The sequence below is a fragment of the Erythrobacter sp. K21-9 genome, from assembly GCF_055808355.1.
Map to the genome: position 1 here is coordinate 3,033,733 of NZ_CM147866.1, position 13,423 is coordinate 3,047,155.

Sequence of the window (13,423 nt, forward strand, 5' to 3'; positions counted from 1 at the left end):
CGCTCCGATTACAAACGATAGGGGAAACACGGGCCATACCCGTTCCGAATCACCGCCGCGCTAGCTAGGCCGGTCATATGGCCTCGCCCAAACCCTCCCAGCCGACCCCGATGATGCGGCAATACCTTGCGCTCAAGGAGCAGGCGGACGGGTCATTGCTGTTCTACCGGATGGGCGATTTCTTCGAGCTGTTCTTCGATGATGCGCGCGAGGCGGCGGGAATTCTCGACATCGCGCTGACGACGCGCGGGGAGCATGGCGGAGAGCCGGTGCCGATGTGCGGCGTTCCGGTGCACTCGGCGGAAGGATACCTTGCGCGGCTGATCAAGGCGGGGCAGCGAGTCGCCATCGCCGAACAGGTCGAAACGCCCGGCGAGGCCAAGGCGCGCGCCAAGTCCGAAGGCAAGCCGTCATCGAAAGTGCTCGTAAAGCGCGACATCGTCCGTTTTGTCACGGCTGGCACGCTTACCGAGGAGGCGCTGCTCAATCCGCGCAAGGCCAACCTGCTCGCGGCGCTCGCCGAGGTACGCGGCACTATCGGCATTGCGAGCTGCGATATCTCGACCGGCACTATGGTGCTGGAAGAATGCAGCGCCGACATGCTGGGCGCGCAGCTGGCGCGGATTGGCGCGACGGAAGTTGTGGTGCCGGAAGATTGGACCGAGGGTCCGGAAGACGCGACCTTCCATAATCGCGGCGACTTCTCGAGCGATGCGGGCGGCGAGCGGCTGAAGGCTATTCACGGGGTCGCGACGCTCGACGGTTTCGGCAATTTCTCGCGCGCGATGCTGGCGGCGGTACGGAGGACTGATCGCCTATCTCGACCATGTCGGGCGCGGCAACCTGCCGCTGCTGCTGCCTCCCTTGGTCCGCTCGGGCGCTTCGGGAATGGCGATGGACGAGGCAACCCGCGCAAGCCTCGAAATATTGGAGACGCAGCAAGGCGGGCGCGCAGGCAGCCTGATTGCCGCGCTGGATCGCTGTGCAACTGGGGCCGGGTCACGGTTGCTGGCCGAAGACCTGTCCGCCCCTTTGCTCGACCAATCCGCCATCAATGACCGTATCGCGCTCGCCGAGTTCTGGCGGAGCCGCCCGATCGAGCGGGCGGACCTCCGTGACACTCTGCGCGCGCTCCCCGATGTCAGCCGCGCGCTCGGGCGCATTGTTGCAGGCCGGGGCAGTCCCCGCGATCTGGGACAGGTCCGGGATGGGCTGGCAGAGGCGCAGCGCGTGCATGACCGCTTACAGACCGAAGCGGACCGCCCTGCCCTACTCGATCTACTTCTACCCGACCTGACCGGGCACGGCGCTCTCGTCGATCATCTGGCACGCGCGCTTGTCGCCTCGCCGCCGACAGAGCGCGGTAATGGCGGCTTCATCGCCGATGGCTACGACGCCGGGCTCGATGAATTGCGCGAGGTTTCGGGCAATGCCCGCCGCGCCATTGCAGCGATGGAGACGCGCTACCGCGAGGAAACCGGCATCGCATCGCTGAAGATCAAGCATAACGGCGTGCTCGGCTACTTTATCGAGGTCCCCAGCCGTCACGGCGACGGCCTGATGGAGGCCGATAGCGGCTTCACGCACCGGCAGACCATGAAGGGCGCGGTTCGGTTCAACTCGCTCAACCTGCATGAAGAGGCCTCGCGCATTTCCGAGGCTGGTGGACGCGCTCTGGCCGCCGAAGAAGCGCATTTCGAAGAGCTCACTGGCGAAGTCAGCGCGGTGCGTGAAGCCATTGCGCGCACTGCCTCGGCGCTCGCGCGGATCGATGTCGCGGCGGGCAATGCCGAACGCGCTTCGGAGGGCGACTGGGCGCGGCCCGAAATTACCGCGGATGCCGGTCTTGCCATTACTGGCGGGCGCCACCCCGTGGTCGAGGCTGCACTGGCAAAGGCGGGCGATCGCTTCGTGGCCAACGATTGTTCGCTCAATGCAGATGACAGGCTGTGGCTGATTGGCGGCCCGAACATGGGCGGCAAATCGACCTTCCTGCGACAAAACGCGCTGATCGTGCTGATGGCGCAGGCGGGCTGCTTCGTCCCTGCAGACGCGGCGCGGATCGGGCTCGTGGACCGACTGTTCAGCCGTGTCGGCGCATCCGACAACCTCGCGCGGGGCCGCTCGACCTTCATGGTCGAGATGGTCGAAACCGCCGCGATCTTGTCGCAAGCGACCGAGCGAAGTTTCGTCATCCTTGACGAGGTCGGGCGGGGCACTTCGACCTATGACGGTCTTGCACTGGCTTGGGCGGTGGTCGAAGCGGTGCATTCCCGCCTCGCCTGCCGCTGCCTGTTCGCAACGCATTACCACGAGCTTGCCCGGCTGGCCGATAGCTGTGAGGCGCTCTCGCTGCACCATGTGCGCGCGCGCGAATGGAAGGGCGACCTGGTGCTCTTGCACGAGCTTGCCGAAGGGCCGGCGGACCGGTCTTACGGACTGGCCGTAGCCAAACTCGCCGGCGTGCCGGAACCAGTTGTCAAACGCGCGGCGCAAGTGCTCGCAAAACTCGAAGAAGCGCGTACTGAAACCGGCGGTATCGCTGCGGGGCTTGGCGAATTGCCGTTATTTGCCGCTGCCGCGCAGCAGGGCGACCCGGAACCTACGCCGGAACAGCAGCTTGCAGAGCAGCTATCGCGGACCGATCTCGATGCTCTTTCGCCGCGCGAAGCGCTCGATCTGCTTTACGATCTCAAGCGAAGAATTGCCTCCACCGAACATTAACGGTTGGTGAGTTATGGCATGATCCCATGCTTGCTACCTTGTTCAAAAACCCGAAGGTCGCGCTTGCGTATGTCGGCTTTACGCTGCTGAGCGTGGTGTTGTTCGTGGGGACGGAAGACGATCCGGGCAGTCTGACGCAGACGGTCGATACCCTCGGTAGCGGCAACAATACCGCTCGCTCAGGTCCCGAGCCAAGATTCGGCGATCAGCGACCGGGTCAGGCAAGCGCGGCTCCCGACTTTTCACAAGAGCGCGGCAGCGCAACCGAATTTGCGACCGATGAAGATCTGGTCGACGGCGCAGAAGGGTTCGATCCGTCACCGAGCGAGGATTTTTCCGGCTTCGATCCCAATCCGAACAAGCTGCCGTATCTCAGCGATCAGGACAAGGTCTCAGCGCAGGATTCCGATGCCGGATGGGCAGTCCCTATCGAAGAACCGGTCGAAAGGCTGCATCAGTAGCGTAGGCTTTTACTGCTCTTTGCCCTGATACTTGGATGTATTGTCGTCGTGGTTTGGTTCCCCGGCGAACGCGCCGTTATCGATCCGGCCGGTGTCTTCCATGTCGCGCATTTGGTCGATCATGTCTGTCTCGGTCCCGGCAACTCCATCGACGGAGGGTGAGCCGGGCTTGCGGCTTTCCGTAGCACCTGCCGCTGCGGCATGGTCTTTCGCCTGCATGGCGATTTCCTGCGCCTGGCTGCGGTGATCGTCCTGCTCATCATTGTGCATTTCGGGTGCGAGCTCGGCCTGGCGTTCTTCCTGGCTCTTCACGGGAATGTTGCGGTCGGTCATGCGAATATCTCCTTTGCATGACCAACGGGGGGCTGCGGCCTGTGTTCCGAATTTTACCGCGTCGGAACGGGCGCTTCGCCGCTGTAATCGTAGAAACCGCGCCCGGTCTTGCGGCCCAGCCAGCCCGCCTCGACGTACTTCACCAGCAAGGGTGCCGGGCGATACTTGGTGTCACGGGTCGTCTTGTAGAGCACCTTGATAATGTCGAGGCAGGTATCGAGCCCGACGAAATCGGCCAATTGCAGCGGCCCCATGGGGTGATTGAGCCCGAGACGGCAGCCCTTGTCGATATCCTCGATCCCGGCGGTAGACTGGCCGAGCACGAACACCGCTTCGTTGATCATCGGCAAGAGGATGCGATTGACGACGAAGCCGGGTTCATCCTGGCTCAGGACCACCTGCTTGCCGAGCCCCTCGGCAAAGGCGGTGACCCGGTCGGTCGTACCTTTCGAGGTCGCGAGGCCGGGAATAACCTCGATAAGGCCCATGACCGGCACGGGATTGAAGAAGTGCAGCCCGATGAAACGCTGCGGATCGGGCGAATGGTTTGCCATCCGCGTGATCGGGATCGAGCTGGTGTTCGACGCCATGATCGCGCTATCGTCCAGCACCTTGCCCGCGGCATCGAAAATCGCCTGCTTGATCTGTTCCTTTTCGGTCGCCGCCTCGATTATCAGCTCGGCTTCGGCCATCGGCTCATAGTCCGCCACCGGGGTGATCCGGGTCAGCAACGTTTCGGCCGCGTCTGCTTCGATCTTGCCGCGCCCGACAAGCTTCGTGACCGCTTTCTCGATCGAATCCTTGCCAGCCTGCGCGCGCGCGAGATCCACGTCCGACAGCATGACATACATGCCATGCTGCGCGACGGTCTGGGCGATGCCGGTCCCCATCTGACCAGCTCCGATGACCCCGATTTTCCGCATGATGATTCCCTTCGCAAGCGCAGCATTTTTGTTCGCCGCGCGTGTTAGCGCCGGGGGACGGGGTTGGCCAGAGAAACCCTCTAGCGGTTCGCGCCCGGCACCCATTTCACATCGGCCTGACCGTCATCGTTCAGCACCCGTGCGAGCACAAACAACAGATCGGAGAGGCGGTTGATATAGGCCGATGCTGCCGGGTTTACCGGGGTTTCGGCTGCCATGGCGGTCACGGCGCGCTCTGCCGAGCGGGTGGTCGCGCGGGCGACATGAACGCGCGCCGCCGCCTCGCTTCCGCCAGGCAGGACAAAACTGGTCAGCGGTTCAAGCCGTTCATTCAGCGCGTCAATCTGACCTTCGATCCACTCGGATTGGGATTCGATCATGCGCAGCACCATGTCAGACGGCGCGAAATCGCTGTCTTCCGCCGGTGTCGCAAGGTCTGCACCCAGATCGAACAAGTCGTTCTGTACCCGCGTGAGGAGGGCGCTCAAAGCCTCGTCCCCGATCGCACAGATAGCGTGGCCGATGGCGCTGTTGGCCTCATCGACCTCGCCTATCGCAGCGATACGGGCTGAATACTTGGGACAGCGCGAGCCGTCGACGAGGCCCGTCGTACCATCGTCGCCGGTGCGAGTGTATATCTTGTTGAGTTTTACCATGCCCGCGCCCTAGCGCGCCCGGCACAGGCGCGTCTAGCGTGAGACTGCGAGGATGATCGCGACCACGGCGATCGCCAGCGCCTGATACTTGATCCGGGCAAACATCGCCTTGTTTTGCAGCAGCTGCATATCGGTCGCTGTTTCGCCTTCGCCTGTTTCGAGGTCGATCTTGGTCGTCTGCAGAAAGGCGATCACGCCGCGAATGAGCGAGACGACTACCATGATGCACAGGAATACAAGGGCGGCGACGAGGATATAGGTCATGGAACCTAAATGGAGAGCATCTCGCTAAGTTCCAGATGCTTTTTGTTGCAACCGCAATTGCTCGGCGAGCGCCAGTCCGTCTTCGCCGGCTTCGCGGCGGTCCGCGATGGCAGGCGAACCGCGCCGCTTGGCCAGTTTCTGACCGTCATCGTCCAGCAGCAATTTGTGGTGATCGTAGTGCGGGACGGGCAGATCGAGCAATTCCTGCAATATCCGGTGCACATGCGTCGCGGCGAACAGGTCGGACCCGCGTGTGACGAGGGTTATGCCGTCGACCGCGTCGTCGAGAGTTGCAGCGAGGTGATAGCTTGCCGGGAGATCCTTGCGCACCACAACCACGTCGCCAAATTCACGCGGATCGGCGATGACCGAACCTGCCTCTTCATCGGTCCAAACCAGCTCGCCTAGCTCGTCCATCGCCTTGTCGACATCCAGCCGGAGCGCAGCCGGCTTGCCCGAATCGAGCAGACGCCCTTTGCAAGTGCCTGGGTAGACCGCGCCGTCCTCGCCGCGGCGCAGCCCCAGCGCCTCGATTTCCTTACGCGTGCAGGTGCATAAATAGATCATGCCCATGTCCAGCAGCCGAGATGCCGCGTCCCGGTAGCTGTCGAGCCGGGTCGATTGGGCGGGAACCTCGTCCCATTCGAGCCCCAGCCATTCGAGGTCGCGGCGAAATTCGTCGGCAAACTCCGGGCGCGAACGCGGACCGTCGATATCCTCGACCCTCAAGAGAAATTTTCCGCCAGCCTCCCTTGCCAGATCGTGCGCGTAAATCGCCGAATATGCGTGCCCCATATGCAGGTGGCCGTTCGGGCTCGGCGCGAAGCGGGTAACGATCTCGGGCGACGCATTCATGTTTTGCCCATGCCACAACCGTTATCCATAAGCTATGCACACGGCATCCACAGGCCGTCACTGTGGATATGAACATTGTCATGGGTTTGACTCTTTTTGTTGCCACGGCATGGTTCGATCAATCAGGGAGGAACGCAAAGCGTGTTCAAGAGCGAACTGATCGAAACAGCGGCCAAGTTCCGCAGCGCACAGGAAGACCCGACGCGCAACCTGTCGGCTTGCCCCGCATTGGTGCTCAACGCGGACTACACCCCCTTGTCCTATTATCCGCTGAGCCTGTGGCCGTGGCAGACGGCGATCAAGGCTGTGTTTCTCGACCGGGTGGATATCGTCGAGAGCTATGACCGAGAGGTCCATTCGCCCAGCCTCGACATGAAAATTCCGAGCGTGATCGCGCTGAGGCAATATGTGAGGCAGAGCGAATTTCCAGCGTTCACACGCTTCAACGTGTTCCTGCGTGACAAGTTCACATGCCAGTATTGCGGCAATCCCGATCACCTCACTTTCGACCACGTCATTCCCCGGCGGCTGGGCGGCAAGACGACCTGGGAGAACATCATCACCGCCTGCGCGCCGTGCAACATGAAGAAGGGCGGGCGCACTCCCAAGCAGGCGAGCATGCCGGTTCAGATGAAGCCGATCCGGCCCACCAGCTGGCAATTGCAGCAGCAGGGCAAGCAATTCCCGCCGAACTACCTGCATGAAACCTGGCGCGACTGGCTCTATTGGGACATTGAACTGGAAGCCTGACGCCGGAGGCCGGATTCAACCTGCCTTCGGGAGACCATGCGCCCGAAATCGGACTGCCGTTTGGCTTAGACAACCCTGAATTCGCTCGATATAGCCTCCAGGGTCTAGGACAATGGATCGGGGGAGCCTTTAGTGGAAAGTCTGCTGGCCAAATACGGCAAGGTCACGCCCCTGCGGCAGGAGGAAGAAGACGCCTTCAAGAGCCTTGCCTGTGCCAAACGCAGTTACGAGGCGGGCACGAACCTTGTCGCTGGCGAAATCAGCGAACCCGACCAGCTTTTCATCGTCGAGCAAGGGCGGCTGTTTGCATCGCTTGAATTGCCGAGCGGTGAGCGAGCCATCACCCGGCTGTATTTCTCGGGCGACATCGTCGGCACCGCCAATATACCCTTCGAACACGCCACCCAGACGATCACCGTCAACGCGCCTTCAGAGCTGTATATTTTTCCGCGCAGCCATTTGATCGAAGCATTCACGAATTTGCCGCGCGTGGCTGCGATTTTCTATACATTCGCCGCCATGGAAAGCGCGATCCTGAACGACCGGCTGGTATCCGTCTAGCCGGACCAGGGGTAAAGCGCGGCTGGCCTCCCTGATTCTCGAAATCGAGGTGCGCCGCAATCTGCTGCTCGACATGCCGGAAGATCGGTTCCGGCTCGGGCTGACGCAGGGGCAGATCGGCGATGCGATCGGCCTGACCGAGGTTCAGGTCAGCCGGCTGTTCCGCCAGCTGATCGAAGATGGAATTATCGAGCGCCAGAACGGCGGCACAAAGATCCTCGACCGGCAGCGACTGGTCGATCTCGGCCAGTTTACCGACCGCTATGAAGATCTCGATCTCGACTGGTTCGAAGACAACGACTGATTACGGTCGCACCCTCGCTATCGATCTAATCCTGATTAAAAAATGCCCCGCCGGACAGTCAGGAGTCCGGCGGGGCGAGATATCCACCGCATCGCTGCGCCGAGAACGACAGATACCTCATTCAAACTTTTAAAGTGCGGTTGCGTACTGCAATCCGCCGAGCCTTGGTGACAAAGCAATCACCGGGTCAGCCACTCGCCTGTTTCTGGGCGCCTTCGACCAGCCAGACCCCGGTTTCCTCGACCAGCCTCATCCGGCATACCATTCGACCACCATTGTACAGTTCGGCCCAATCGCCATCGGCGGAGGTTTTCGCGATCTCCAGCGCGCCCGCAGTCGAGTGTGCGTAGAACGACACCGTCTGCTCACCCGCGGAATTGTCCGCTGCAAATTTTAGCGAGTACTGGATCACGTGACACCCCTCGATTGGCGTCATGCAATACCGATCCGTGAGATTACCGCATTAACAAATGATGGGGCTGCCCCTGGGCGAGCGCCCAGGGCCCATGCCTGAGCAAGCGCTATATCGGCGAAGCTTGACCGGTGAGGGCGGATAGGATCAATTCCGAATCCATGATCGCTATTGTCCTTGCCGTCCTCCTGATCGCCGCGACGATCTTCATCCATTACGAGATTCTACGATACACCTCGCTCGGAGCCACCGATCTCCGGGTGCATCCGCGCATGCGGTTGTGGATGATGCTGACAGCGGCGATGATCTCGCACATTCTCCACGTACTGCTTTACGCGGGCGCGTTTGTCCTGCTGGAAGATGTGTTCGCTGTCGGCACAATCGCCGGGCCGAATTCAGGCGCGTATAACGATGCGTTCTATTTCTCGATCACCAGCTACACCACGCTGGGTATCGGCGATATCTATCCGACCGGAGAGGTGCGCCTGCTGAGCGGGCTCGAGGCTCTCAATGGGCTGGTCATGGTCACCTGGACAGCATCGATGACCTATCTGCACATGGAGCGATTCTGGACCATCCACCTGACCAACCAATTCGATGACAAGAGCTAGGTAACTGCGCTGCGCCGATTGAATTGCTCGCGCTGCCATTCCTCGCCCTGAAGCACATCGGCAAGGTGCCGCGCAGCCTCGGCCATGTCCTCGTACCGTAGATAAGCTGGTGCAAAGCCCAGCCGCAGAATGTCGGGATCGCGGAAATCCCCGATAACGCCGCGCGCGATCAAAGCCTGGCACATCGCATAGGCGTGCTCGTGGCGAAAACTCAGTTGGCTGCCGCGCTCCCCGCTGCTGGCAGGGCTTACCAGGTCGAGGTCCACATTCCGTTCGGCAAGGCAATCGAGGAAGAACTCCGACAACGCCTGCGACTTTGCATAGAGCCTGGCCGCACCGATTTCGGCAATCAGGTCGACGCCGACCTCCAGCGCGGCAAGCCCCAGCACCGGCGATGTCCCGCACTGCAATTGCTCTATACCCGGCGCAGCTTCGTATTTATCCGAGAATGCGAAGGGCCGCGCATGGCCGAACCAGCCGGTCAGCGGCTGCTTCAGGGCCGCGTGATGGCGCTCAGCGACAAAGGCAAAAGCGGGCGCGCCCGGTCCGCCGCACAGATATTTGTACCCGCACCCGGTCGCGAAATCGGCTCCGACCCGGTTCAGGTCGACCGGCATCGCGCCGGTGCTGTGCGACAGGTCCCACAGGACCAGCGCGCCGGCCTCATGCGCCGCTTTCGTAAGCGCTGCCATGTCGAACAACTCGCCCGTCTTGTAATGCGCGTGGGTGAGCATCAGCAGCGCGACATCACCGTCGAGCGCGGACTGCAATTGCTCGCGCGGTGCCAGCCTTTGCGTGGCCAGACTCTGCCGCTCGAGCCCTTCGACCATGTAGATATCAGTCGGAAAATTGCCCGGCTCCGACAAAATGACACTCCGTCCCGGGCGCATATCGAGCGCAGCCGCGATCAGCTTGAACAGGTTCACGCTGACCGTGTCGCACGCAATCACCTCGCCTGCGCCCGCGCCGATCAGCGGGGCGATCTTTCCGCCAATGCGCGTGGCCATCTCGAACCAGTCCGCCTCGTTCCAACTGCGGATCAGCCCTTCGCCCCATTCCTGCTCGATAACGCGCTGCATCGCTGCCGGGGTCGCTTTCGGAAGAGCGCCGAGCGAATTGCCATCAAGGTAGATGACCCCCTCGGGCAAAATGAACCGTTCGCGGTATTCGGCGAGCGGGTCGGCGCCGTCGAGTTCGCGGGCTCGGTCTATCATTGCATGGCCCTCAGGATTGCACGGACGGGCGAAGCGTCGCCGCCGATGATCGGCAGCGGCAGTGCAATCAGCTCATAACGTCCTTCCGGCACATCATCGAGCACCAGCCCTTCGAGCACGCGGATATCGTGTTTCAGCACCGCCTTGTGCGCGAGCATGTCCTTTGAATCCTGCGGGTCGATCGAGGGGCCATCGATACCGACGAGCTTCACGCCCTGCACGGCCAACCACGCGATAGTCTCGGGCGCAATAGCGGCGGTGTCCGCGTCCCATTCATCATGAGGGAAGGCATCGAAGGTGCGAAACAGCACCCGGTCAGCGCTGCGGAGATGCGGCAGGTCGCCGACCTCGATTGCGCTACCGACGCCGCGCGCATCGACGACCAGGCATTCACCCAGATACGCGTCCAGATCGACAGAGGCGATATCGGGCGCGGTTTCGCTGTAGTGCAGCGGCGCATCGGCGTGGGCACCCGAATGGGTCGAGAGCGTGAGCGCGGACACATTGACCGGAGAGCCCTCCTCCATCTGCCACGTCTTCGCCTGCGTGAATACGGTGTCGCCGGGCCATACTGGAAGGCCGGGGCGCAATTTCTGCGAAATATCCCAGATGCGTCGTTCGTTGCTGGCCGTCATCAGATCGCGGTCCTGACGCTGAGCAGTTCAGGAAAAAACGCCTGTTTCAGCACTCCGGCAAGATAGGGCGCGCCCGGCGTTCCTCCGGTGCCGCGCTTGAAACCGATGATCCGCTCCACGGTCTTGAGATGGCCGAAGCGCCAACGCTGGAAATGATATTCCAGATCGACCAGCTTTTCCGCGAGTTCGTACAGGTCCCAGCGCTTGTCTGGTGCACGGTAAATCTCCGCCCACGCGCGCTCGACGCTGGCATTGTGGACATAGGGCGCGTCGAGATCGCGCTCCAGCACCGCCGCATCGATTGCAAACCCTCGCCTGGCAAGCAGGTGGATCGCTGCATCGTAAAGGCTGTCGCGAGCCACTTCGCCGCGTAGCCGGTCCGACCAGTTGCCGGTCTTTTCATGCAGCGCGATATGCTTCAGATCGCGCCCGCCCAGCATGAATTCCATCATGCGGTATTGCGGCGACTGAAAGCCGCTCGAGGCGCCAAGATGCGGCCTGATGCGCGAATAATCGTGCGGCGTCATCGTGCTCAGCACGTCCCAGCTCTGGATCAATTGCTGCTGCGCGCGGGCGACACGTGAAAGCATCTTGAATGCGGGGCGCAGGTCATCGGCTTCGATGCATTCGCGCGCTGCGGTAAGTTCATGCAGGCACAATTTGAGCCACAGCTCACTTGCCTGGTGGACCACGATGAAGAGCATCTCGTCATGCGCGCCCGATGCCGGATGCTGGGCCTCAAGGACCTTGGGGAGGTCGAGATAGCTGGAATAGGTGACGTTTTCGGCCATGAGGCACGCCCTAGCGCGCTCGCCGAAGAAAAGGAATTACCCCTTGATAATCCGCGTCTCGGGATAATGTTTGTCGAGGTGCTTCTTGATGATCTTGAGGTTGCGCGAATTGGATCGGAACAAAAAGTCTGCCGCGTCCCCGACCACGGGGATCAGTCCGATAGCCGTGTCAAAAGCCACGTTGGCGCCCATTCGGGTCAAATGCCATTTCGAAAGGCCAAGATTGCGTCCTTCCCAAACAATGTAGGCGCCCATCGCGGTGGTGATGAAATCCCCCACTACCGGGATAAGGCCGACGATCGCATCGAGGCCAATCGGCATGTTTACGCCGGGCACGCGAAAGCTTCGCTCGAGCAGCATTTCGACCGCTTCGACCCGCGCCCTGATCGATGCAGGATCAGTGCCGCTGGGCAATTTCAGGCTGAGCGTTTGCGGGCGATTGGGGCCGTCCATGGGGTCTCCTTGTCCCGCTTATGTGGTGGGCTGCGACAGCGGGAACAAGGGGTGCAGGCCCCACTGATTGGCCTGGTAGGCCGTGACCGCGCCGCGCACGAGCGACCAGCGAACCGGCGCGCCGAGCGGGATGAACACCTCCTCCTCGACCAATGCGGCGTGCGCCTCAGCCAGTACGCGCTGCTTAGTATCCATGCTGCGCTGGGTCAGCGATTCGCGCACCAACTGGTCGACTTCGGTACGAGCACAGGCCGACCTCAAGCTCGCAATTGAACTGGTTCAGAAACCACCGCGGAGACGAATACCGCGCCAGCCGGTCGCGCAATTCAAGATCGGCCCCCTCACCCGGCGCAACGCGCTGCAACGCAATGCCAATCGCGGTCCAGCTTTCCTCAAGCTGTTCGAAGAGAAGGTCGCTTCCCGGCCCCTCCGGCAGGCCGATGCGGAGCAAGGCTTCCTCTCCGCGTTCCCCCTGCCATGCGGCGATCCGGCGCCGTGCAATCGCGCGCCGCTCTTCGATCGACAGGTCGCCCCAGCGCGAGATCGGGATAGACTTGCTCGCCAAACAAGCCGGGCGGCACGATCCACGTGGTCGGCTGCCAGCCGCCGAGTCCAAAAGGCTGGATCAGCGCATCACGGTCGAGCGCCATCGACAAGGCCTCCCGCCGTTCAGGATCGCCAAGAACCCCCGAATCGCTCCGGAAAACGAGGCCGAACAGGCCGAGCGCGGGATCGACCTGGATTGCACCGCGCGAAAGCGGGCCGAGCTGCGCCAAAGGAAAACTCGATAACCGGCCATTCAGCAGCAGGTCGACCTCGCCATCGGCAAAGGCATTGACCGCGTCCTCGGCAGGAAGCGCGCGGATTGTGATGGCGCGCGACAGGTCCTCCCAATCCTCCCGAGCGGCTAATCCGCGCGCCTCCGGCGGCAGCGCGCTGAGCCGGGCAATGGGCGCATTTTCGTCGCGCGAGACGACCATCGGTCCCGAGCCTCCGCCGCTTTTGACAAAGCCAAGCTCGGGCTGCGCGACCAGCCGCAGGAACTCTGGCATGGGGCTCGAGAGCCGCAGCTCGACGACACGCCCGGTCATCGCCCTGACCTCGGTCACCTTGGCCAGATCCAGCCCGAGCGAACTCCCCTCCAGCCGCTCTAGCGTGTCGCTCAGAAGTGCACGGACATCCTCGGCGGTAATTGGTTCGCCATCGGGCCAGGAGGTGTTGCGCAGCCGAAAAATGTAGCTGAGGCCGTCATCGGTCACGATCCAGCGTTCGGCTATCGCAGGGACAATCTGCCCGGCAGGATCGAGCGCCACGAGCCCTTCGTAAGAGGCGGCACGCAGGTGCTGGGCGGCAGGCGAAAGCCGCACACCCTGCTGAAACAGACTTTGCGGCTCACCGATAATCGCAATGTCGACGGGACCGAAATCGGCTGCCGGGCCGCATGAGCCAAGCGCCAGCGCGCACGCCGTCAAGGAT

General features: G+C 62.0%; 18 protein-coding genes and 1 pseudogene. 6 read left to right on the top strand and 13 right to left on the bottom strand.

The features are described from left to right. The first annotated feature begins 110 nt into the window (after nucleotides 1-110). Both mutS and AC0L39_RS15585 read left to right on the top strand, forming a co-directional pair. Nucleotides 111-2,724 (top strand): annotated as a pseudogene (gene mutS / locus AC0L39_RS15580) (DNA mismatch repair protein MutS). Between the two features lie 26 nt (nucleotides 2,725-2,750). Further along, a complete protein-coding gene (locus tag AC0L39_RS15585; RefSeq protein ID WP_473259227.1) occupies nucleotides 2,751-3,185 on the top strand; it encodes a hypothetical protein in 435 nt (144 codons plus the stop codon). Nucleotides 3,186-3,194: 9 nt separating this feature from the next. Here the strand turns inward: AC0L39_RS15585 and AC0L39_RS15590 are convergent, their stop codons facing one another. The 5 genes from AC0L39_RS15590 to gluQRS form a co-directional block, all read right to left on the bottom strand. Next, entirely contained in the window at nucleotides 3,195-3,518 is a 324-nt protein-coding gene (locus AC0L39_RS15590; RefSeq protein WP_473259229.1) for a hypothetical protein, read from the bottom strand. Between the two features lie 53 nt (nucleotides 3,519-3,571). Next, nucleotides 3,572-4,441, bottom strand: a complete 870-nt coding sequence (locus tag AC0L39_RS15595) for a 3-hydroxyacyl-CoA dehydrogenase NAD-binding domain-containing protein (protein WP_473259231.1) — start codon at nucleotides 4,439-4,441, stop codon at nucleotides 3,572-3,574. Nucleotides 4,442-4,521: 80 nt separating this feature from the next. Continuing rightward, entirely contained in the window at nucleotides 4,522-5,097 is a 576-nt protein-coding gene (locus AC0L39_RS15600; protein WP_473259232.1) for a cob(I)yrinic acid a,c-diamide adenosyltransferase, read from the bottom strand. A gap of 33 nt (nucleotides 5,098-5,130) precedes the next feature. Further along, a complete protein-coding gene (locus AC0L39_RS15605; protein WP_473259233.1) occupies nucleotides 5,131-5,361 on the bottom strand; it encodes a hypothetical protein in 231 nt (76 codons plus the stop codon). Between the two features lie 24 nt (nucleotides 5,362-5,385). Further along, complete coding sequence (gluQRS, locus tag AC0L39_RS15610; RefSeq protein ID WP_473259235.1) at nucleotides 5,386-6,216, bottom strand: tRNA glutamyl-Q(34) synthetase GluQRS; 831 nt, start codon at nucleotides 6,214-6,216, stop codon at nucleotides 5,386-5,388. Between the two features lie 141 nt (nucleotides 6,217-6,357). Here gluQRS and AC0L39_RS15615 point away from each other — a divergent pair, with 141 nt between their 5' ends. The 3 genes from AC0L39_RS15615 to AC0L39_RS15625 all read left to right on the top strand — a co-directional run bounded on the left by AC0L39_RS15615 (nucleotide 6,358) and on the right by AC0L39_RS15625 (nucleotide 7,831). Then, nucleotides 6,358-6,966 carry an HNH endonuclease gene (locus AC0L39_RS15615; protein ID WP_473259237.1) on the top strand — a complete coding sequence of 203 codons (609 nt, stop codon included), beginning with the start codon at nucleotides 6,358-6,360 and terminating at the stop codon, nucleotides 6,964-6,966. 132 nt (nucleotides 6,967-7,098) lie between these two features. After that, nucleotides 7,099-7,527 carry a Crp/Fnr family transcriptional regulator gene (locus AC0L39_RS15620; RefSeq protein WP_473259238.1) on the top strand — a complete coding sequence of 143 codons (429 nt, stop codon included), beginning with the start codon at nucleotides 7,099-7,101 and terminating at the stop codon, nucleotides 7,525-7,527. A 49-nt stretch (nucleotides 7,528-7,576) separates the two neighbouring features. After that, nucleotides 7,577-7,831 (top strand): helix-turn-helix domain-containing protein, encoded by a 255-nt coding sequence (locus AC0L39_RS15625; RefSeq protein WP_473259240.1) that lies wholly within the window; start codon nucleotides 7,577-7,579, stop codon nucleotides 7,829-7,831. A 187-nt stretch (nucleotides 7,832-8,018) separates the two neighbouring features. Here AC0L39_RS15625 and AC0L39_RS15630 read toward each other — a convergent pair whose 3' ends face one another. Beyond that, nucleotides 8,019-8,267 (bottom strand): hypothetical protein, encoded by a 249-nt coding sequence (locus tag AC0L39_RS15630; protein ID WP_473259241.1) that lies wholly within the window; start codon nucleotides 8,265-8,267, stop codon nucleotides 8,019-8,021. A 137-nt stretch (nucleotides 8,268-8,404) separates the two neighbouring features. Here AC0L39_RS15630 and AC0L39_RS15635 point away from each other — a divergent pair, with 137 nt between their 5' ends. After that, entirely contained in the window at nucleotides 8,405-8,854 is a 450-nt protein-coding gene (locus tag AC0L39_RS15635) for an ion channel (protein WP_473259243.1), read from the top strand. Here AC0L39_RS15635 and kynU read toward each other — a convergent pair. The 7 genes from kynU to AC0L39_RS15670 are packed head-to-tail and all read right to left on the bottom strand — an operon-like array spanning nucleotide 8,851 to nucleotide 13,419. Continuing rightward, nucleotides 8,851-10,068 carry a kynureninase gene (gene kynU, locus AC0L39_RS15640; protein WP_473259245.1) on the bottom strand — a complete coding sequence of 406 codons (1,218 nt, stop codon included), beginning with the start codon at nucleotides 10,066-10,068 and terminating at the stop codon, nucleotides 8,851-8,853. The two genes, AC0L39_RS15635 and kynU, sit on opposite strands and share 4 nt — an antisense overlap. Continuing rightward, complete coding sequence (gene kynB, locus AC0L39_RS15645) at nucleotides 10,065-10,703, bottom strand: arylformamidase (RefSeq protein WP_473259247.1); 639 nt, start codon at nucleotides 10,701-10,703, stop codon at nucleotides 10,065-10,067. The genes kynU and kynB overlap by 4 nt, the downstream gene beginning before the upstream one ends. After that, a complete protein-coding gene (locus AC0L39_RS15650) occupies nucleotides 10,703-11,494 on the bottom strand; it encodes a tryptophan 2,3-dioxygenase (protein ID WP_473259249.1) in 792 nt (263 codons plus the stop codon). The genes kynB and AC0L39_RS15650 overlap by 1 nt, the downstream gene beginning before the upstream one ends. 36 nt (nucleotides 11,495-11,530) lie before the next feature. Continuing rightward, entirely contained in the window at nucleotides 11,531-11,947 is a 417-nt protein-coding gene (locus AC0L39_RS15655) for a DUF4112 domain-containing protein (protein WP_473259251.1), read from the bottom strand. A gap of 18 nt (nucleotides 11,948-11,965) precedes the next feature. Next, a complete protein-coding gene (locus AC0L39_RS15660; protein ID WP_473259252.1) occupies nucleotides 11,966-12,169 on the bottom strand; it encodes a hypothetical protein in 204 nt (67 codons plus the stop codon). Continuing rightward, nucleotides 12,132-12,398, bottom strand: coding sequence for a hypothetical protein (locus tag AC0L39_RS15665; protein ID WP_473262492.1), 267 nt, complete (start codon nucleotides 12,396-12,398; stop codon nucleotides 12,132-12,134). Before AC0L39_RS15665 ends, AC0L39_RS15660 begins: the two co-directional genes overlap by 38 nt. Beyond that, nucleotides 12,340-13,419, bottom strand: a complete 1,080-nt coding sequence (locus AC0L39_RS15670) for an ABC transporter substrate-binding protein (protein WP_473259254.1) — start codon at nucleotides 13,417-13,419, stop codon at nucleotides 12,340-12,342. Before AC0L39_RS15670 ends, AC0L39_RS15665 begins: the two co-directional genes overlap by 59 nt. Nucleotides 13,420-13,423: the final 4 nt, after the last annotated feature.

Coding starts and splice junctions, on each gene's coding strand:
- AC0L39_RS15630 (WP_473259241.1), bottom strand. CDS start 8,267: ATGACGCCAATCGAGGGGTGTCACGTGATCCAGTACTCGCTAAAATTT.
- AC0L39_RS15590 (WP_473259229.1), bottom strand. CDS start 3,518: ATGACCGACCGCAACATTCCCGTGAAGAGCCAGGAAGAACGCCAGGCC.
- AC0L39_RS15595 (WP_473259231.1), bottom strand. CDS start 4,441: ATGCGGAAAATCGGGGTCATCGGAGCTGGTCAGATGGGGACCGGCATC.
- kynU (WP_473259245.1), bottom strand. CDS start 10,068: ATGATAGACCGAGCCCGCGAACTCGACGGCGCCGACCCGCTCGCCGAA.
- kynB (WP_473259247.1), bottom strand. CDS start 10,703: ATGACGGCCAGCAACGAACGACGCATCTGGGATATTTCGCAGAAATTG.
- gluQRS (WP_473259235.1), bottom strand. CDS start 6,216: ATGAATGCGTCGCCCGAGATCGTTACCCGCTTCGCGCCGAGCCCGAAC.
- AC0L39_RS15600 (WP_473259232.1), bottom strand. CDS start 5,097: ATGGTAAAACTCAACAAGATATACACTCGCACCGGCGACGATGGTACG.
- AC0L39_RS15655 (WP_473259251.1), bottom strand. CDS start 11,947: ATGGACGGCCCCAATCGCCCGCAAACGCTCAGCCTGAAATTGCCCAGC.
- AC0L39_RS15605 (WP_473259233.1), bottom strand. CDS start 5,361: ATGACCTATATCCTCGTCGCCGCCCTTGTATTCCTGTGCATCATGGTA.
- AC0L39_RS15650 (WP_473259249.1), bottom strand. CDS start 11,494: ATGGCCGAAAACGTCACCTATTCCAGCTATCTCGACCTCCCCAAGGTC.
- AC0L39_RS15585 (WP_473259227.1), top strand. CDS start 2,751: ATGCTTGCTACCTTGTTCAAAAACCCGAAGGTCGCGCTTGCGTATGTC.
- AC0L39_RS15635 (WP_473259243.1), top strand. CDS start 8,405: ATGATCGCTATTGTCCTTGCCGTCCTCCTGATCGCCGCGACGATCTTC.